The following is a 20,421-nucleotide window of genomic DNA, read 5'->3' on the forward strand; positions in this document are numbered from 1 at the left end:
TTATTGATCCCTTATTAGGATTTTCGTTCTTTTGTATAGAGCACGGGCGCAAACATGTCAAATAAAATTCTATGGCTAACGGCTTTGAGCAGGAACCCCAATCAGGTCCTCTTCCATGTGCTAGAGAAGCACAAGATCTTGAGATAAAGCCGCTCTAAAAGCATGAAGCCCCCGGTCATCCCGGGGGCTTTTCTCATCTACTTGGATCTCTTTACTGCTGCCCATCTTTTCTTCTGGGCAGCAACGATCCGTGCTCTGGCCTCTGGGCTTAAGACTCGCTTCTGACTCGTCACAGCCTTTGGTTTAGGCCCCGGCTTGCCTTTGCCCGTGCCCCCAAGAAGGCGCTTCACCTCTTCCAGACGTACTATCTCCTGGTCGATAGCCGCGATCATTTGCTTAATCTGCATTGCTCCCCCTGGCCTCAGCATAAATGCAGAATATCCACAAGGTAAGTGCGTTTTGGAGCATGATGCCTATTCCCGCATGATCATTCTGACGAATGGCAGTAGGTAGGTACCGAGGACTATTGCGAAGTGTCTGCACCCGGAAGACTGGGCAGGGCGCTGGCTGGGGTCCGAATCGGATGCACGAAATCCTGGCAACGTGTCGGCCCTTACGACCAGGTCCAACGGCAAGCCCTTCGGGGTTTATAAGGCATCCGTAGGCTCAACAATCAACCTGCTGCCCGATGTTGTACTCTCCCCCTCATCGGAGGGAGGGTCATGGTTGGGATACCACCGGGACCACCGGATAGCTCCATAAAGGCTGCCCGACTCGGAAGGTCCATCACCCGTCCCCGTACGTGGCTTCCGTGACTCTCTCCCTGGCGAGGGGGAGCCCCTGGCAGGGCTCCCCGTTCCTTCAATGGTTGCGTGGGGTATTGCCTAGGAAAGGGGCCGTGTATCTAAAATATGGATATCGAGGCCGTGCAGCGCATTGTCCAAACTACAACTGCCTCGAAGCAAAGCCCCGGCTAGACCGGGGCTTTCGTGTGTACGGATTCCGTACGCACTATGCGATCATGCCGACCTGCGGCTTATATCGCCTCCGTCTGCGTGCCGGTCGGTGTGGCTGGTAAATGAGATTGGCCAGCTGCGCCATGCTCTTCGGCCTGACCAGAGCTTGGATCATCTCATCATCGCTGATTGTTTCCATGTCCAAGGCCAACTGACGGCCCGGCTCTATGGACTTGAGATCCTTCGCTCGAAGGCCGAGGACGTATTCTCGGACCTGCGACCAGTTGCTGGTAATGATCCGGCGGCGCTTCTCCTCGAGCATCCGTAGGAATCGCTCAATGCTCATAATCCGGTCCATGCCAGAGTCTGAATAATGAGTGTCGAACATGTGCTGAAGTAGGACCTGATCCGTGAGGTAGACCCGGTCGATCACATGCTTGCCGGCAGCTGTAACAGAAGGGAGGATCATGATCCTGTCCCGAATGTCATAGCTCAAAGGCCGGTCTAGCCTGACTTCAAAGAAGTACCGGCAGGCCCCGGCGAATTCGTCAGCGGAAGTGCCATTTCTTCCAAGGCCAAAGAAGACATAATCGTGAGCAGCGTCTGCGATGGTCGATAGAAGGATCAGCTGCTCCGGCGTTGTGTCGGTCGTCTTGAACGCAGCTAGATCCAGCTGGCCAATCCGAATGTGGCCTCCGAAGGCGTTAGAGGTCATTCCACCTTTCACAGGTCACCGCCTTGCCTGGCGATGTTGGCCTCGATCACTGGACCGCAAGACCGCAGGAGTAGTTCCCGCTCTCGACGGATGAACGCACGAAATCTATCGAGGGGGAGCCATTCTTCCAGGCCAGCTTTGGCATAGTGGACCTGTAGTCTCTCGCCGGTCAGGCCGGCGAGTCCGTCCTCTGTGGGGAACATCGAAACTACATTGGCAGCACGGCCGTCGAACAGGTAGACGAGGCTTGCTTGGTGAATAGTGGAATCCACCGCCGGGTGGAGTCCATAGAAGATGTAGGACTCAAGCTGGTCAGAAATGAGGGTGAGAAGCTCTTTCTGCTGGGGACTCGCGTCTGGGCGCGAGAAGTGACGGAGGTCGATTACGGGGTCCATGGTTGGAGTCACCTTGCGCAGGGTAGGTGCCAGCCCGCCGAGCGCGGTTGAAGTACGATGACGTTTCCAAGTCACCATCTTCACCCCGTATTACCTGCCCCGAAAAGGCGGTAATACATTCGTGCAAAGACGGAGAAATGGCAAAGGTACAACGAAGGAACAGGAGGGTGCTCCAAGCGCTCCCAATTGCTCTTTTTGTGCCTTTTCAGTCCCTGTAACTCCTTGAATCCATGATACTTAATCACCTTTCACGGCAGTAACACGGGTTCGAATCCCGTCGGGGACGCCAAACGCTGATCATCAACTTAGCTTAAATCCCCTGCGTTCGCCTCAGCCAGTCATGGCAGAGCCTGTGGGGCACATATCCTTTCCACGACCTTCTGCTGTGCCGCCCGTTTTGCGGGCATCTGCGCCTGTGCATCGACGTCCGGAGTGATCGGCGTGACTGGTCGCGGCCATGCCGAATACCTCAGAGAGGAGTGCGGCCGGATGACAGAGCACGAAGGCTCAGATCCGTCATTTCAAGATACGAAGATAAAGAAACGGGGCGGGCACTCGGTTACAGTCCCGCCCCGGCTAGTTTTCAGATTTGATTTACCAAAAGATCTTCGCAGATAGCTGCATCTCGCGAGGCAGGTTACTTTGTCCTGACGGTCCTCTTTCAATCAGACCAAAGGTTGAGTCGTTCGTGCTGCCATCCGGTGATTCCGACCACAGAGGGTGGTTGAGCACGTTGAATGCTTCCATGCGCACCTGCAGGTGCATATCCCTGAAGATCACAAAATTCTTCGACAGGTTAGCGTCAAACTGGTGCGTTCTGGGAAGGCGAATGCCGGTGTCGATATTGTTCGGTATGGGAGCATAGCTGGGTACCTGGAGAAAGTCTGCGCCATTCGAACAACTCCCGTCATAGTCGTAGGGCAATTGCACAAGCTGATATGTTCCGCTGCTGTTTTCGCTGTACTGTTCGGCGCAGGCGGCAACAAGCCGAATGAACCCGTTGTCTTTCTGGATGTGGGGCTTAACGTAGGCACTACGCAGGTACACTTCGTTCGGGTTACTTGGTACGAGCCACGGAGCACCCGTCTGATAGATATACAGGCTGCCTAATTCCCAACCGCCGATGACACCATCCACAACACGATTCAGGCTCCGCATGAAGGGACGGCCGCGACCCACCGGCAACATATACACACCCGAGACCGTAATGCGGTGCGTGTAATCGTTGCCGTCGATTTGGCGAAAGTGTGTCAGGTAGGTAGTATCCACGTCGCCGCCCTCGTCCATCATCTTCGACCAGGTCCAGGTGCCGTGAATGGTGAGTGAGTTGCTCCACTTGTGCAGCGCTGTTAGTTGTAGCGAGTTGTACCATGTGTGCGCGGTATTCGCTTGCCACATCGTCATATCCGTGAACTCAGGAAATGGACGGGTGAGATTCAGAGCGTTAATGGTGGTGGAGCTGTAGTAGCTTGAACCATTGAAAGCACTGATTCCGTAGAAGGGGTTGGCGACGTTGTCGTTGCTGCAATTCTCGTAACGGCCACCGTTCTCAGGGTTGCAGTCCGCCATGGCCGCCGCGCTTTCATGGTTGATGTTTGGGCAAGCCCCGGCGAAGCTGCCGTTGTCGCAATCGCCGTTATAGAGGCGGCTGCCCACATAGGTCAGATTGAACATATCGTTCCGGCCCAACTGCTGTTCAATGCCCAGCGAATAGTTCCAGAACGTGGGGATGATGTACTTCGGGTTAATCGTCCATGGTCCCTGGCCGAGATCTGTCAACAAGCCGAGAGAGTTGCCCGTTGGCTGCACCACCGAGGAATACGGATTGTTGATTGGGTTGGCAAGGTTGGGGTAAGTGCAGCCGATGTGATTCGGATCGCATGCAATATAGCTTGTTGTTGCGCTGTAGCCGATATTGTTCGGTGCATTCTCCGGGCTGCGAGCAGACTCACCAAAACCGCCGCGTAATACGGTTTTGTCGGTAACGGCATAGGCAAAGCCAACGCGGGGCTGAATGTCCCACTTCGACAAAGGATAAGCCGACCGGGAATAGCCGTTTACGCCAAGGAAGGTGACGCCGCCAAGAATCTGGCTGTAGCCGGGAACGCTGACTTCCGAATTGATCGGATTGACGGCTGTGGAATTGAAGCCACCGTTGCCGTAGTTATTCCGCTCGGTTTCAGGAGTGATGAAGTCCCAGCGAACGCCAAGGTTCAACGTCAGCTTGTGGGTCAGCTTCCAGTCATCCTGTACAAACGGAGCCCAGTAGTGTGACGACCAATAGGTTTTCACGTTGATGGTGTCACTGCCCGAGGTCGGGTTGCCGAGCAAGAACGAAGCAATGGAGTTACCGCTGGCAGGGTCCCATGAACCGCAGCTTCCGCAGTTGGTTTGTGTCCAGGTGCGATCAATCCAGAAGTCGTTTCCGCCCCCGATAACGTTGTAGCCAATCTGCCACAGACGCATATCGAGACCGCCATGGATGGTGTGAGTGCCTTTGATCCAGGTGATGGATGGAAGCATGGAAAGAGAGTTTTTGACGCTCTGGCCATTGCTGTTGGTTCCCATGCTGGCGAATTCGCTGATATCGAGGTACGGGAATTCAGCCGCTGCTGCAGGACCCATGGCCGCAGCCTGAGCCGCCGTCCAGCCAAGGTTGGTCGGATCATACGCAGGTCCGTTGTAGCTGTAGTCGGCGCGAACACCCACATTGGCACGGAAGTCGAAAGTGAGATTTGGAGTAAAGATGTGTGTTTCTTCTACCGTGAACGTGTGGCTGCGCTCGCCGTGCGGCAACTGGCCTTCCTGTTCCGGTCCGGTAAAGCCGTCATAGCTGCGGTTTTCAACACGCTCCCAGTAGCCGTAGTGCAAGCTGAAACGATCTTGCGACGAGAAGTTCTCATCCCATTTCGCCAGCGCATTGCGATAACGATCCAAGTCGGGGGCTGGAATGATGTAGTTGTTGGCAAATGGATTCGTGCCGACGGCGGTCTTCGTGTTTGGCGCGGGGTACAGTTGAATGATCTTCTGAGCCATCGCATTGATACGCGATGAGGGAATAATGTCCGGTGCGGAAGTAGGGTTGATGGTATCTGTAGGGCCGAACGGCACACGCACCCACTGTCCGTTTGCCTGCTCCGAGATGTTCTCGGGGTCGAGCAGGCTGATTGGTGCATAGGCCGAGCCAGTCCAGTAGACCAGGTTCGAGAAGTCGCCTGTTGCCCACTGCGGACTGGGTACAGAATCGGCGACCGTGTTGGGCTCGAGCTCGTGCCAGTTTTCGTATTGCACCGCGAAGAAGGACTTGTCTCGACCGTTATAGAGTTTGGGAATAACAATCGGTCCATCCAGTTCTGCGCCGTACTGATCCCATTTCATTTTCGGCGTTGCATACTGAGAAACATCCGTCCCCGGCAGCGCGTTGGCGATGGCGTATCCATTTGACCAGAGATTGGCATCCAGCCAGGTGCGGCGGGCATATTCGTATACATCACCATGCAAACGATTGGTTCCCGACTTGAGGACGACGTTTTCTACCGCACCCGCCATCAGGCCATACTGCGCATCGTAGGGGTTAGTCAGAATCTTGAATTCCTGCACCGAATCGACTGGCGGAACATAGGAAATAGCAGCCTGGCCAGAGTTGTTGATGGGCGTGGAGTTGTTCGGAACACCATCCAACATCAGAGCCACGTTGCCGGACTGGCCACCGTTGACTGCAAGATTCGCCTGCGTGTCGTCGAATGGGCGCTGATAGGTCAGGCTTCCTGTCCAGATTGCGCCCGCGCTCAGTATGGACAGCATGCCCGGATCGCGGCCGTTGAGCGGAAGCTCCGTGACGCGCGTATTTTCGATCACTTCGCCGTTGTCGGCTTTGCCCATGTCCAGCAGAGTGTCGGCGGTAACAGTTACGGTCGTAGACGTCGCGCCGACCTTCATGATGAAGTTGACGGTCGATGTCTGCCCAACCTGTAGAACGATGCCATCATGGACGGCGGTTTCAAAACCATTCGATAGAACAGTTACCGAATAATTACCCGGGTCCAGATACGGGATGGTGTAGGCGCCCGAGCTCGTGGTAACTGTTTTGGTGTCAATGCTGGTGTTTACGTTATGTGCAATGACTGTTGCTTTTGCAATTACTGCTCCGGTTGAGTCCGTAACACGTCCTGTAAACTCCTGCGCCGACAAGGAATAGGTGCAAAACAGGATGCCCGTCAGCAAGACAATCAGGCTGACGTTGTATCCGAAGATTTTTAAATTCATATTGCGTCTGCTCCAAAGAATTAGGGGTCGTCCCATGCAACTGTTTTGAGAAATCGTTTACATTTGAAATCAAAATAGTGGGCTGTATACGTATACAAAGTGAACCACCCGAACTATGAAGCAGGGCCTATCTGCTGTCAATATCTTTTTTATCTGCCCCTCTCCTCTTGCGAAAAGACGCGCAAATCCAGCAGAATCATTGCTTATCCGCATCGACCGGCAACTCGACATCCGGGATATGCCCGCTCGCCGGGCGGCTGATCTCATCGTTGAACTCGATGGACTCAGCCTTGAATCCCCCGTTCGTCAGATAGAAGCGGTCACCGATGACACCGGCTCCGCGGTCAAGCCGATCCTTGTAGATACCTCTTGCCGTATGGGTAAAGCGAGCCTTCGTCAGCTCCATCCACTTGTCATCCGTTGTTTTGATCCACTGATTGCCAAACTCTGCCAACCTGCGCTGCTGGCCATTTGACCCTTCGAAGTCTTCATTGAAGGAGTAAAGATGACGCAGATATCCGCCATCTTTCGGCGCTCGAAAGCTGGCGATCAAACCCCAGGCATGCTTTTCCGGGAAATAAAAGTACCCGGTGTAGATCGTCGAGTTCCCTTCCGGCTGCGCACTTACTAAAAAGCGATACGTCTCCCCTGTCTTCCATGGATAGATCAGATGACTATGACCGCCCGTTCCCTCATTGCCGAAGCCTGAAACAAAAACATCCGGCCCCTTTGCAATCAACTGCACCTGATTTTCTGCAGACACCTTATCCCGATCGGTAGGCTCTGTGCCGCTGTCCCATACGGAGAAGATGATCCGGCGTTCTGTCGGGCTATTCACTTGAATGCCAAAGTATCCACGGGCAAAACCGCAGGCCTCGTAGTAAGACCAGACAGGATCTGTCTTGACCGTCACCTCGTTATAAAACCACTTCGCCTGCACCCCGTCGGGGAGGGAAAAATTCAGATGAACAGAGGGCGCACCACGCTGTGGCGTGAGGTTGAAAAGCGCATTCTTTACCGCAGGCCCTGTGAGTATCAAGGAATCGATCTCTGCAAAGTCCTGCCCCGATTTCTTGACTCCAGACAGAGCAAACCGATACCCGCCGGCCTGCTCGATATTCAGCGAGCCGAAGGATACTGTCACCATACCGTCTGCACCTCGCACGGTCTTACTCTTCAGCTCATGATCTCCAACCTTCATGCTCAGCCTGGATTGCGCTCCTGTTGGAAGATGCAGACGCACGGCAACATCCAGCTTTCCAGGTGTCCGTATCAACCCGTACCACGCGATCGTTGTCTTGCTGTCCGACCAGCCTTGAATCGGATCGGTGGCCGGAATCTCGAACGCCTCAGGATCCGGCTCAGCATACGCGGTAAATCCCGGTATGGCCAGCGACGCAGGGGCAACAGGCATATCTTGCGCATAAACAACAGGCCGCCCCAACAAAACGCAAAGAGCCCAAAACCCTGCCAACAAGAACGACCGCTTCATATCAAGAAACTCCGTAATTTCATCGCGCAGAAATGAGAACGCGCTCCGTGTTCAGTGTGGCTGTGAATGGAGCGCGTAGTTTGTGCACTTACCACAGGACCTTCACGCCAAGTTGTCCCTGACGCGGGTTATTCGACTGTCCACCGGTCAGGATCTTATTCACCGTTCCGAAGTTAGTATCTGTCGGGTTCATATCCACTTGGTCATACCAGTTCGGATGATTCAGCACGTTGAACTCTTCCATGCGGAGCTGCATGCTGATCCGGTCTGTGAATTTAAAGTTCTTGGAAAGGTTCACATCGATCTGGGTTGCTCCCGGTCCTCGAATCTGGTCTGTGTAGGACTGGGTCGTATGCGGAGCATAAGGAGCTACCTGCTGCCACGCAACATGTCCTGCGCAGGAGGCTGCTGTCTGCCCATTTGTCGTGAAGAGTTTATAGTAGCCAGCCGTAGTCGGCGTGGCGTTATTCCATAAGTCGACGCACTGATTCACGCCTTCGTCGATGATGTCCGGCGTGCTGTTCTTGGGCCGGTTCGATCGAATGCTGCCGACGATGTTGTAACTCGTGCTTAGTCCGACCGGCTGTCCTGTTTCCCAGAACCCATTGGCGGCCAATTCCCAGCCGCCGATCACCGCATCCAGAGGACGATTGATGCTGCTCAGATACTTCAATCCGCGGCCGATCGGAAGGTTCATGACGCTCGTGACGGTGATACGGTTCTGTCGATCCGTTCCGGCAATGGAGCGCTCCGGAACCAGGTAAACGCCATCCATATATCCGCCGGCCTGCATCGTCTTCGACCAGGTCCAGGTGGCATTGAGCTGTTCCCAACCAAGGCGCTGCTGATAGGTCGTCTGCAGCGAGTTGTACCAACTCCGGCCCCAGTTATTCTGTACCTCTTCAATGCTTGGGAATTGCGGGTACGGGTTCTCAAGGTAGATCGTCGCAATCTGCGGCGATGTCTCGAAGCTTCCGATAAATCCGGGCACGCCATAGAACGGATTGGCGGCGAGGTCCTGGCAGCGTCCCTGCGGATAAGGATTCGTCGCCGTCCCGAGAGTGGCATTGCAGCTCTGGTAATACGCGTAGTTGACGTTTCTATCTCCGTAATTTCTATCCTGGCCGTAGCCCTGACTCATTACGTAGCTGATCTCTACCTTGCCGTCATAAGGCATTACCTGCTCAATGCCCAGCGAGCCATTGATGACAGAAGGAAGCCTGTAATGAGGATTGGCATACACGACACCTTCACCAAGATAAGTCTCCAACCCTTGCGAAGCTCCCGGGATGGAGGGGATGCCGCTCGGGAAGGGGTTTCCGAGGTTATTGGCGTAATACGTGCGGCCGCCGTCCGGCGAATTTGAGTAAACCGGGTTGTTCGTAAAGCCCGCAGCCTGAGGATTGTCTGCCGGGTTCATCACGATGCGCCCTGCCCCGCCGCGAATAATCGTCGTGGGACGCGCGAGCCAGGCAAAGCCGATGCGGGGCTGCCACTTGGTGTAGTCCTGCGCCCACGGCTTGTTCGTGCCGGATGTGGTTGGGAACGTGATCCCACCCTTCAATGTGGGCAGGCCGGGATAGGCAGCGTGATTCACAAGAGCATCCACAGGATTGACCGCATCGAAGTCAAAGCCGGTGTTCAACCAGTTATGCCTCGCCGTCGGCGGCCCATTCAGGTCATAGCGGAAGCCCAGGTTGAGCGTCAGTCTTGGAGTCACTTTCCAGTCGTCCTGTATCCAGGGCGCATAGTAGTGCTGGGTGTAATAGGGAAAGAGCTGATTCTGCACCTGTACGCTGTTGGGCTGACCAAGCAGGAAATCCAAAACAGCATTGCCGCTGCCGCTCTGCGAGAGAGGCGTACCGTCCGGCAAGGTTGCAATGTCGTTGGAGTCGTTGTCGTTCCAGTATTCCGAGGTCGCGAGTCCGTTGCTTGTAATGGACATCGTGTTGTCGTACTGGAAGGTCTGCACCAGGTGCGAGATGCGGTAATCCAGGCCCGCACGGATATTGTGCCTGGTCTTATTCCAGGTGAGCGTCGGAGACAGGTTATAGCTGTCGTCCGGCATGTAATAGAAGTCTCGCGACATGGCAAGCCAGTTGTTATAGCCATTTCCGGTCGCCGCAGTCTGCTGCTGCATATCGAAGTTAATTTCGGGGAAGCCCGTCTTCAAGGGGAGCTGGCTGATCAGGGACGAGGAGAAGCCTAGCTGCGTGGGGTCATAGCTGAGGTTCGCCGCAATCGGGCCATCTGTTCTCCAGTAGCGCTGATAGCTGAAACGAATATCGGAGATCAGGTTGCTGCGATAAGTATGGACCCAGTCGACACCGGAGTTCATGTGGTACTCGGTGAATGTGCTGCCGTTGAACCATGGAACATTGGCCGGCGTATTCGGAGAAAACGACGGATTGTAGCTTCGAACCCAGCTGCCTGACAGGTGATCTTTGCTGCCGATCATCTGGTCGAACTTCAGCACATAGTTCTGCGAGCTGGCGGTGTCCGGGACTGTATTGACCCAGATCGACTCCCACGGCAACTCGTTCGGGAATGTCAGAGAGGTGGGTGTCGCAGACGCCAGCATTAGCTTCACCGTATTCACGGCGATAGGATTGAAGCGGCTGACATCCACATGGTTATACTGCCCGGCGCTGTTCTGGAAGATCTGCCGCGTAGGATCAGTGGTCGTTGCCGTAGAGGGATCGAAGACCGGCATCAGATCGCCTGAGGCGTCGACGAAATTCGAGAAGTCTCCCTGCATCCAGGATGCATTTGGAATGTCGTAAGTCTGAAAGTCGGGCAGAATCTCCTTGAATCGCTCGAAATTGAACATGAAGAAGGATTTGTTCCGCCCGTTATACAGATGCGGAAGATATACCGGACCGGCGATTTCAAAACCATACTGGTCTTCCGTATGGGCCGGCCGATTGTCCCCTACATAGTTGTTTTCCCAGCTGTTCGCATCCATAAATCCGCGCTTGGCAAATTCGTAAGCAGAACCGTGCAGATCGTTGGTTCCCGACTTCAGCTCCATACTCACGACACCGCTGGCTGTACGGCCATACTGCGCGTCATAAGGGTTGGTAACGACCTTGAATTCCTGAATCGCATCGACAGAGGGCACAGTAGACGGCCCATTCGAATACCACGGGTTTGCATTATTCGGCATGCCGTCGAGCGTGTACTCCGTGTTCTGCGCCGGTGTGCCGTTCACCGTGAAGAAAGAGATGTTGTACATGTTGTTCGGGGGCGACTCGAGACCTGGACCCGCCTCATTCGTCACGCCTGGGATGTAGTCCATCAGGGAGAGAGGATTGCGACCGTTCAGCGGAAGCTGGGTGATGGTTTTGTTGTCGATCACCGTGCCTCGGTCGGCTTTCTCCGTATCGAGCCCCACCTTATAGCTTTCGCTGTTGACCGTTACCACCTGGTTCTGCGTGCCGATCTCCAGCATGAAGTTTGCAGTGAGCGTCTGCGAGATGGTCAGCACAACAGGCGGATACACCATCCTCTTAAAACCTTGCGCCTCGACGGAAACTTCGACCCGCTGCCCCGGATGCAGATAAGGAACGGAATAAACACCCTCTGCGTTCGTCCTGACCGTCTGCACCTCGTTTGTATCGAGATTCCTGACCGAGACATTCGCGTTGGGGATAACGGCTTTCGAGGAATCTGAAACGACTCCGGTGATGGTGGCTCGGAACTCCTGTGCCCGGGAAATCCGAGGACAACAAATCGCGATCCAAGCGATCAAGGTGAGAAACAAATAGCGTCGTGACATTCGGTTACGCCTCCAAAGTTGTTCCGCTCCGGCTTGCACAACGAGATGTCCGAAACGCCATGGCATCGTATGAGCGACCATTTCCGACATTCGAGAGCTTTATATTTATTAGCTTTCAAAGCGTTTCGCTTCGAAAACTTTAGGAATCGATATATAGGTATTTCAATCATTGCTGTCAACGAAAATATTGGTAATCACCATATCACTTCGATCAGTATGCGTCAGCGCGCTAGAGCTGCTCCCAGGGACAGGAAGTCCTGACGCCGGGAGCGGCCACTTCTGAAAGCAGAAGATGACAAATATGCAATAAATGGCGTGCATATCAGAGTTTTTCAGAGTTCTACCGAACGCACATCGGCGAAGTCGCGGCGCTTCAAGGAGATACAAGACATAGCATGATGGGGGTGCGGCAGAGCCACTTACGATAAATCGCTTTTACTTTCGACAAACACATGAAAGATAGAAATGAGCCTGAAAGCTGTCATTCAGCAGAAAAATAGAGCCCCACAGAACCGGCACTCTGCGCATGGAAAGGGTGCCTATCGTTATTCCCTGCTCAGACTGTGAATTTGACTGCAACCTGCACCATTCCTGACGCAGTGTTCTCACCCTGATTATTACTGCCGCTCGACGAGCTATCTTCATCGTCGATCATCGTTATCGCGAGTCAGCTGCCGATATGCGTGATATTGGTGAGCGACCCTCTTTTCGTCAGCCGCGACGGCAAGAGAGAAGATCCGCGGACAATACATAGCGATAAGTGGCAACGAAGTTATGACATATCTCAAAGGAAGATATACCGCGGCGCAGATAATAGCCATAGGGATAGATCTGTTTCTGGAGATTCGAGCCATCATCGACTGATTTACCATCGGTATAACTGGCATCGAACATGTAGCAGCGTCCGGTGTGCTTCGCCGCGGCATAAACATTGCACTCGCCAAATGGTCCGCAGATTGCCGAGCCTGGAACAACTTCGCTACGACAGTATTCGGTCTGGCGTGGCGTTCGATAGTGCCGAGCGAAAACAAATTGAACACCACAGATTCAATTCCCCGCGACGAGGAGCATCGTGGCAGAATTTCTGCGCTTGAGGTGGATGTGCTTTGCATTTTGTATGAGCACATGAGACGCAGGAATCATTACGTCCTTAAAGCAGTTATTGCGGCGACGTCATAGCGCTCTCATCCGCATCCTGAACATCACCGCCTGGATCGCAATTTGCACGATCTAAGCAATCAAGCAGCAATGTGTAAATGCTGCTGAAAAGCTTGTGCAGGCAGGTCTTAGCTGCAGTTTGCTTTTAAGCTCCCCATAAAAACGAAGCCGTCCTGTAATCACTCTGCAGAGAACCTGCGTCTGAAAGAGGTACACAACACGCACGACGATGTGCGCGGATAAAGATATGCAGAATATGCGCAGTCAATCGATCGAAGGCATTCTACGTATGGACAGCAGAGGTTCGGCACTCCTAGCTAGCGTGCCGTCGCTTCTGGGGATCGGCATTCTTTGCTGTATCGTTCTCGCCTGTCCTGAAGTTTGGAAAGTGAAGGCACATCTCAGTGAAAAGAGAGCGATTTCCGGCGTAGTCATGGATGCAGGCTCCCATCGGCCCCTGGGAGGAGCACTGGTTTGGATTGAAGAGGAAAAGAACAGGACGGTATCTACAGATTCTTCCGGTCTCTTTGCGCTTTTCCCTAATAACGCCGCTCACTTCGGGCAAACCGTTACTGTTCATGCTAAGGAACCGGGCTATCAGGATGAACGGTTGCAGATCAAAATTGGAAAGCCTTCCCATCCATTTTCACTGCAGTTGCCTGACGACAACGCGGCATACAGCTTCCTACGTAGTCCGCAGTATGAGAATGCGTCTGGTGTACATACAAACCAAGCCCTGATCTGCCATCTTGATGGCGAGTCTCCAGCTGGTGGTGTTCCGTGGAAAAAAGAGGATGCCTGCTATATCCCACGCGTCGAAGACCTGGATACGACGTATAGAGAAGGCTCGATGAGTTCATCAAAAGGAGGTGTCTATTCTCCGATGAAGCTCGCCGATCTCCCGCCTGGTATTGAGATGAGGATATCCGGTTATCACGATTGGGCCATAAGCGATGTCCAACTTACCCATCACCAACTTTCATTCTTCACGCACTGTGAACCAGAGATATCTCCCGGGCCAGGATGCTCTGTACGTGTCGAAGTAATTGCCCATTACAAGACGAGTCCGCAGAACTGAAACCGCTCACATCGCAGCGCTTCCCTGGATTGCACACGCAAAGCCGAGCAGAGCAAGCAGGTGCTGCTCGGCTGTCCAAAATACGTACATTTTCCAACTGTCGAGACTCAGGTCCAAATTTGCCGATGACTACACAAGAGCTCTTCACCTCTGAAACTGCTTATCCCACATATTCCGAAGATATGTCTTGCCCCAGCACTGTTCCCCTTGAACTCGCGACAGCGAAGCGGCATTCGGTCCCACTCCATCTCCCGATCGCTTCGTCGGCCTATCGGCTTATCAAGCCAACGATCGAGTTCGTTCTGATCATGTTGGCGCTTCCCTTCCTGCTACCACTGTGTCTGTGCATTGCGGTGCTGGTAGGAGCAAGTTCGCGCGGTCCGGTGTTCTATCGGCATCGCCGTCTGGGTCAGTTTCAACGGCCGATTTTTGTGTGGAAGTTCCGCACCATGTATCAGGATGGGGACCGTGTGCTCGAGCAATATCTGGATGCCAATGCCGAGGCAAGACAGGAATGGCTCACCAACCGGAAGCTGAAATGGGATCCACGGATCACTCCCATCGGACGGATTCTTCGTTCCACGAGCCTGGACGAAATCCCCCAATTGCTGAATGTACTTTGTGGCGAGATGAGCATTGTCGGGCCGCGCCCCATCGTACACGAAGAAATGAGCAAGTACGGAATGTACCTGCAGATGTTCTCGTATGCCGTTCCTGGTATTACGGGGCTGTGGCAGGTTTCCGGCCGCTGCGATCTCAGCTATGAAGAGCGCGTACAGCTGGACGTGCACTATGTGACTCGCTGGAATCTTTGGATGGAAACGAAGATTCTCCTGAAAACTCTCTTCGTCATGATTCATCGCGAGGGAGCCTATTAGTGCTAGCCTGCGCTCCTGGGTGTGCTTCCTCCAGAAGCTCAAAAATCAGCTGGCTCTGCACCTGCTTCTTCAGACATTCGGCTGCTGCTGCGAGCAAACGCTTGCATGGCGGGTGACTTTTAGCTCCTATCCTGCTTCGCATGCATTCACTCTTCGAAGCAGGCCCCTATTCTTCCAAAAATAAAGCGTTCTTCGTGTAATCAATTCTGCTCATTTATGCGACTCATACTCCAGTACGCCGTTGACCAAAGCGCTGCCCGTCATGAACCCACTCGGCGGGCAGCATCTTTTCGATATGGCTGCGATGGATGAACGAATCTCAGCAGTAGTCGCCACCGAGATCCCGGCTCAGCAATAGCTGCCCAGGGCGGAGGAACGCAGGCACGATGGGCGCATATGCACGCACCGAATATATAGACCTGGCTCCTCACGGTGAAATAGAATCACCCTTTGTGGAAACCACCCAACCCGCCAGCGAACTCGACGACATCGACGGGCTGGTCAGGACCTATCGGGCTCAGATTCTGCGATTTGTTACTTTTTCGACGGGTGACCCTGACCTGGCTGAGACTATTACGCAGGATACGTTGCTACGGGCATATTTGGGGCGGAAGAGTTTTCGCGGTGATTGCAGTGTGAAAACCTGGCTTACCGGCATCGCCATTAACCTGACTCGTGACCATATGCGGTCGGCCAAGTACAAGTTCTGGAAGCAGGCTAAGGCGACTGCAATCGATGTGCACGAGATGGCATCGTTTCTTCCATCCGCGGGATCAAGCCCTGAGCATCAGGTATTAGCGAAGGAGAAGATTGGCCAGCTGTCAAAGGTACTTGCGACCCTTTCCCCAAAACAGCGGACCGTATTTTTGATGAGATTTTCTCAGGACATTCCGGTAGCGGAGATCAGCCAAATGCTGGGGATGCAGATGCACACCGTGAGGACACACCTGCATCGTGCTCTCCATGCAGTCCGCAGCCAGCTTGGAGCGAAGATATGACGACAGACATGTTCGCCCACCTGACGGAAGAAGAGCTCCATGACGCTCTGATCGATCTGAACTCCGCCGAGACAGCTCGTCACCTCGCCCTCTGCGCAATGTGCCGCAGCAAGCTGGAGGTATTTCAGGCCGACATGGAAGCATTCAATACGGCATCGCTGGCCTGGAGCGAAGCACGGTCGATCACCACACCCATGATCGAGTTGCCCAGAAGAAAGCAGCACGGATTGTTTCCCGGAGCCGCATGGACACTAGCAACACTCATGCTGGTGACAGGCATCGTGACATTACGCTATGACCATCTATCCTTAAGGCGTGCCCACGTCGGAAATACGGCAGCGCAGGATAATGATTCGCAAATTGCGCAAGATAACGATCTCTTACAAGCTGTAGATAGTGCAATCAACGCAGACGATGTATCGCCCATGCGTGAGTACAATGTCCCCACGGGCCATCAGCCACACGCAGGCAATGACAGGAGTACCTACTAAGAACTATGTGCACTCGTTGGTTGAGAACTGCCTGTCTAAATCTTAGTCTTCTGGTCGCCGCGTCTGGAGCCGCTTACGCGCAGGCCGGTGGTCCAGGAGGTCCTGGCGGCCCGGGGGGTCCAAGAAATTCGAACGGGCCTGGTGGCCCGACGCCTCCAGCGACTTCGCCACAAGCATCGGCATCCATGACCGGCAACAGCACCGCCAGCGGCAGCTCATCCGGAAGTGGCGTGCAGTTCGGACCACCTCGGCGCTGGTGGGATGATAAATCGGCGATGAAGACGGTTGGCATCAGCAGCGAACAGAAGAAAAACATGGATGCGATTTTCGATGCCAATAAGCCCGCTATTCTGTCGAGCTATCAGAGCTTCCTGAAAGAGCAATCCAAGCTGTCGGCTATCAGCAAAAATTCGCAGGCAGACAAGGCCAGTCTCTTCGCACAGATCGATGCTGTAAATCAGGCGCGTGCCTCGCTGCAAAAGACAGTCGCACAAATGTATTTGGAAATTCGGCAGGTGATGAGCTCGCAGCAGATCGAGAAGCTCGAAAAGCTTCAGTAAGCAGGCGTCTTCACCTGGCTTGGCGAGCCTTTATCGATGGAACGCTGCTTGAGCCGGCCGTGGTATGAAGCCCATTACGGCTGGTCCGCTCCAAGGCCTGCAGCTTCACGAAGTGCCCGATCTATCATCGAGAGCTTCTTCCCGCCTCTTGGACTGCGTAACACATAGGTCACGCCGATCGAAACCGTATCGAGGTCTCTCCTCAGGCTACGGTTATAGTATCCAGTCAGCGTGAAGTGGCTTTGCAGTGGGATCCCAAACGATGTGGTGAATCCATTGTCTTCGCTCGCGCCATTGCTATAGGTCACGGTCTTCGACGGTCCCTTGCCGCCCGCTGGACCACCGACGGTATAAACCGTCTGGCCTCCCAGCGGTAATTGCTCATACGCTACGGACTCAATGTAATTGTGACCGTAGATCCAGAGGATCGCGCCGGCATTAAAGTGCGCCAGCGGCCCGACAGAGCTGTAATCCTTGGTGACAAGATTGTTTACCAGGTTTGAAGAGTCGCCTGCGCCCAGATCGACCAGAAATCCGGCTCGCCGAATATAGCGCTCCATGTGATTGTCGAGGTCGAAGGTTACGTGACCGGTACCGAGACCTTCTGGGCGATCTCCTGTGGGCGCAGTCAGTGATGCTGTTACCGTATCCGTAAAAATGGACGGTCGCCACGTAGCATGGAAGTCGATCAGCGTATCCCCTACATCAAATTTCTCCAGCACCTCTCCCTGGCTACTCTCAGAATTGTTGTGCAAATTTGCCACGGAGAGGTGTAGGTAAAGAGGGGTGCTGGCATCCACCGAGTAGCGATGCAAGAAGCTGTAACTCACCGCAGGCGTAACAAGCTGATACCAGCTCTGCGAAGAAGTATGAACACCAGAATACGTAAAACCAGCGTTTAACCCGGCAAAACGCGCACTAACGCCAGGCACCCGCGGTACAAGGTCTGAAACTTCAGAACCAGGCCGTATGGTTGCAGATTGCTGGGGACTCTGCTGCGCTTCCGCAGCGAGGCAGGCTGCCAGCCAAAAAGCTACACAGAATATGCGATATGAACTCGGTGGCACCCCTCGAAAAGCTCCAGTATTTCCAATGGTATCAATGAAGTCCAAAACCTACAGTATTCTCGCAGTGTGAAGCATTTTTTTCTGCGCAATCAAACGACTGTACGGCTTGCAGTCCTTCTCTTGTTGCTGGCTGTTTTTTTTAACCGGCCACTTCATGCAGAGCTCTCCTGCACTCAGGCAACCGTTGTCGCATCGCCTACAGCCAATTCTGTAGAGGCGAAAGCCGTATCCGTACTTCGCGAGGAAGAAGCCAAACGAACCGGGGTTGAATGGCCATTGAATGCACATCAGGAAATCGCAACCGTCAATATCATTGTCGGATTGCGCGGGGAGATCCCTTCCCTTCTTGCGTCTCCATGGCGAGATGCATGGCAGTCACTCTCGCCTTCTTCATCGACGCATGAGCCTGAGGGATTTTCGATCGAGACGCTTCACCGTACCTCTTCTACGACCATCGTCATTGCGGGCAATGATCCACGCGGTGTTCTTTTCGGAGTGGGATACCTATTACGCAAGCTGGAAATGGAACATGGTCGCGCTACTCTTGCTGCGGATTTGCACGTCACTACCGCTCCTGATTCTCCTGTGCGCGGAATTCAGATCGGTTATCGGCGCAAAAACAATACCTATGATGCATGGACTGTTGCGCAATTCGATCAGCAGACACGAGACCTCGCCATCTTCGGTAACAACACTATCCAGGTCATTGCGCCGGACTCAGATGATGCTGCAACCAGTCCGCTTTACCCCACTCCAGCGTTGGAAACTCTTATCGGCATCTGCAAATCAACAATCGCCTATGGCCTGGATTTCGATCTCTACTACCCAGAAATGGCCAAGGATTATTCCAATCCGATGCAGGTCGATGCCGAGCTCAAAAAAGCTGAGGCTCTCTTCCGCGCACTTCCACATATTGACGCGCTCTATATCCCAGGCGGTGATCCTGGCCACACAGAGCCGAAATATCTTCTTCCTGTCGTTGAAAAAGAAGCCTCGATATTACATAAATATCATCCGAAAGCCACGGTGTGGCTCTCAGCTCAGGGCTTCAGCGCTGCCTGGTACAGCGAGTTTTACTCCCTGCTAAAAACGCAGCAACCCGACTTCATAACCGGTTTTTTTGTCGGACCACAATCACGCGATAGCTTTGCTCTGCAGCGAGCGATGATTCCTGCCCGCTATCCGCTCCAGGCCTATCCTGATATTGGCCACGTGATGCATGCGCAGTTTGCTCTCCCCGCATGGGATCCGGCCTTTGCGTTTTCAGAGGGGCGCGAACCTATCGATCCTCGTCCATTAGGGGAGAAAGAAATCTATCGCACCTTCGCTCCCCTGCATCATGGGTTCATTGCGTACAGTGAAGGCGTCAACGATGACGTGAACAAAGTTCTCTGGGATCAGTTGGGATGGTCGTCTTCCGCTGATCCGATGCAAACCTTGCGTGACTATAGCCGCTATTTTCTTGGACCGCATATCGGTAAACTGAACAGCGATGCCTTCGCCCGTGGCCTTATGGATCTTGAGCAGAACTGGAATGGTCCGCTTCTGACCCACTCCAGCGTTGACTCCACCCTGCTTGATTTTTCAACCATGGAAGAAGAGGCCAGCGATGCTCAGAAGCAAAACTGGCGCTTCGAGCTTGCCCTCTATCGAGCGTATTACGATGCATATATCCACGCACGACTCATCGATGCAACCGATCGCGAGGAGCGCGCCATGGCTGCCATTCGAACTGCTCCCAGCATCGGGTCTGCCGAGGCCATCCGTGAGGCTCGCGAAGCATTGATGTCTATGCCTGTAGCTGCGGATTTACAGAAGCGCATCTTCTCACTCGCCGATGCCCTCTTTCATCACGTTGGAATACAGCTCAGTGTGCAGAAGTATGGAGCCTCAAACATTGAGCGAGGCGCGAACCTCGATCGTATCGATGTCGACCTGAATGATCGGGCTTGGCTGACGCAACGATACGACAGTATCTCCAGGCTTGCGACAGAATCGGAACGTCAGGCAGAGCTGGTAAAGCTACTGCACTATGAAGATCCCGGCCCTGGTGGTTATTATGATGATCTCGGCGATCCCACCCATGAGCCGCATCTCGTCTTAAGCTCTAGCTCTAGCTCTAGCTCTAGCTCTAACTCTAACTCAAGTCCGGACCCTCAACTTTATACCACCACCGTAAACGGTATTGCAGATAAGATTCCTGACGACGGCCTGCGCATCTCAACTCTTACGTATGCTGAGACTCTTTATGACAAGCCGTTGGAGATGCGATATCAGAACCTTGACCCGAAAGAGCATTACCATCTTCGCGTGACCTATGGCGGCGAGGATTACACATTGCCAATCCGCCTTGTCGCAAACGATACTGTAGAAATTCATGCACCCCTGCTGCGAAAGCACAACCCCGAAATCCTGGAGTTCGATATTCCGGACTCGGCTATCGCAGATGGGACGCTTGATCTGAAGTGGACTCGTCCAGCCGGCATTGGCGGTGGAGGACGTGGACTTCAAGTAGCGGAAGTCTGGTTGATTCCAGAGCACTGAACCACTTTCCGGGATTACAGGATTCAACGGATAAGAAAGGCCGAG

General features: G+C 53.8%; 12 protein-coding genes and 1 tRNA gene. 7 read left to right on the plus strand and 6 right to left on the minus strand.

Annotated elements, in window-relative coordinates:
- Nucleotides 1-1,011: 1,011 nt before the first annotated feature.
- Nucleotides 1,012-1,671 (minus strand): hypothetical protein, encoded by a 660-nt coding sequence (locus ESZ00_RS10970; protein WP_129208293.1) that lies wholly within the window; start codon nucleotides 1,669-1,671, stop codon nucleotides 1,012-1,014.
- Nucleotides 1,672-1,679: 8 nt separating this feature from the next.
- Nucleotides 1,680-2,144: a hypothetical protein gene (locus tag ESZ00_RS10975; RefSeq protein WP_129208294.1), complete on the minus strand. Its 465-nt coding sequence runs from the start codon at nucleotides 2,142-2,144 to the stop codon at nucleotides 1,680-1,682.
- Nucleotides 2,145-2,274: 130 nt separating this feature from the next.
- Between ESZ00_RS10975 and ESZ00_RS20080 the strand changes: the two genes are divergently transcribed.
- A tRNA-OTHER gene (locus ESZ00_RS20080) sits at nucleotides 2,275-2,355 on the plus strand.
- A gap of 305 nt (nucleotides 2,356-2,660) precedes the next feature.
- Here ESZ00_RS20080 and ESZ00_RS10980 read toward each other — a convergent pair.
- The 3 genes from ESZ00_RS10980 to ESZ00_RS10990 all read right to left on the minus strand — a co-directional run bounded on the left by ESZ00_RS10980 (nucleotide 2,661) and on the right by ESZ00_RS10990 (nucleotide 11,692).
- Nucleotides 2,661-6,332 carry a TonB-dependent receptor gene (locus ESZ00_RS10980; RefSeq protein WP_164981468.1) on the minus strand — a complete coding sequence of 1,224 codons (3,672 nt, stop codon included), beginning with the start codon at nucleotides 6,330-6,332 and terminating at the stop codon, nucleotides 2,661-2,663.
- Nucleotides 6,333-6,528: 196 nt separating this feature from the next.
- Complete coding sequence (locus ESZ00_RS10985; RefSeq protein WP_204520203.1) at nucleotides 6,529-7,824, minus strand: DUF3472 domain-containing protein; 1,296 nt, start codon at nucleotides 7,822-7,824, stop codon at nucleotides 6,529-6,531.
- 88 nt (nucleotides 7,825-7,912) lie between these two features.
- The gene (locus ESZ00_RS10990; protein ID WP_129208296.1) at nucleotides 7,913-11,692 is read right to left on the minus strand and encodes a TonB-dependent receptor; all 3,780 of its coding nucleotides are present in this window, start codon (nucleotides 11,690-11,692) and stop codon (nucleotides 7,913-7,915) included.
- Nucleotides 11,693-13,007: 1,315 nt separating this feature from the next.
- On the opposite strand from ESZ00_RS10990, the gene ESZ00_RS10995 reads away from it, so the two are divergent.
- The 5 genes from ESZ00_RS10995 to ESZ00_RS11015 all read left to right on the plus strand — a co-directional run bounded on the left by ESZ00_RS10995 (nucleotide 13,008) and on the right by ESZ00_RS11015 (nucleotide 16,765).
- Nucleotides 13,008-13,838 (plus strand): carboxypeptidase-like regulatory domain-containing protein, encoded by an 831-nt coding sequence (locus ESZ00_RS10995; protein WP_164981470.1) that lies wholly within the window; start codon nucleotides 13,008-13,010, stop codon nucleotides 13,836-13,838.
- Nucleotides 13,839-13,867: 29 nt separating this feature from the next.
- Complete coding sequence (locus tag ESZ00_RS11000) at nucleotides 13,868-14,716, plus strand: sugar transferase (protein ID WP_164981471.1); 849 nt, start codon at nucleotides 13,868-13,870, stop codon at nucleotides 14,714-14,716.
- A gap of 386 nt (nucleotides 14,717-15,102) precedes the next feature.
- Complete coding sequence (locus tag ESZ00_RS11005) at nucleotides 15,103-15,714, plus strand: RNA polymerase sigma factor (protein WP_129208299.1); 612 nt, start codon at nucleotides 15,103-15,105, stop codon at nucleotides 15,712-15,714.
- Nucleotides 15,711-16,205: a hypothetical protein gene (locus ESZ00_RS11010; protein WP_129208300.1), complete on the plus strand. Its 495-nt coding sequence runs from the start codon at nucleotides 15,711-15,713 to the stop codon at nucleotides 16,203-16,205. The genes ESZ00_RS11005 and ESZ00_RS11010 overlap by 4 nt, the downstream gene beginning before the upstream one ends.
- 185 nt (nucleotides 16,206-16,390) lie before the next feature.
- The gene (locus ESZ00_RS11015) at nucleotides 16,391-16,765 is read left to right on the plus strand and encodes a periplasmic heavy metal sensor (protein WP_129208301.1); all 375 of its coding nucleotides are present in this window, start codon (nucleotides 16,391-16,393) and stop codon (nucleotides 16,763-16,765) included.
- 74 nt (nucleotides 16,766-16,839) lie between these two features.
- Here ESZ00_RS11015 and ESZ00_RS11020 read toward each other — a convergent pair whose 3' ends face one another.
- The gene (locus ESZ00_RS11020) at nucleotides 16,840-17,487 is read right to left on the minus strand and encodes a hypothetical protein (protein ID WP_129208302.1); all 648 of its coding nucleotides are present in this window, start codon (nucleotides 17,485-17,487) and stop codon (nucleotides 16,840-16,842) included.
- 411 nt (nucleotides 17,488-17,898) lie between these two features.
- Between ESZ00_RS11020 and ESZ00_RS11025 the strand changes: the two genes are divergently transcribed.
- The gene (locus ESZ00_RS11025) at nucleotides 17,899-20,376 is read left to right on the plus strand and encodes a hypothetical protein (protein WP_129208303.1); all 2,478 of its coding nucleotides are present in this window, start codon (nucleotides 17,899-17,901) and stop codon (nucleotides 20,374-20,376) included.
- The last annotated feature ends 45 nt before the right edge of the window (nucleotides 20,377-20,421 follow it).

The organism is Silvibacterium dinghuense (genome assembly GCF_004123295.1).
GTDB classification, from domain to species: domain Bacteria; phylum Acidobacteriota; class Terriglobia; order Terriglobales; family Acidobacteriaceae; genus Silvibacterium; species Silvibacterium dinghuense.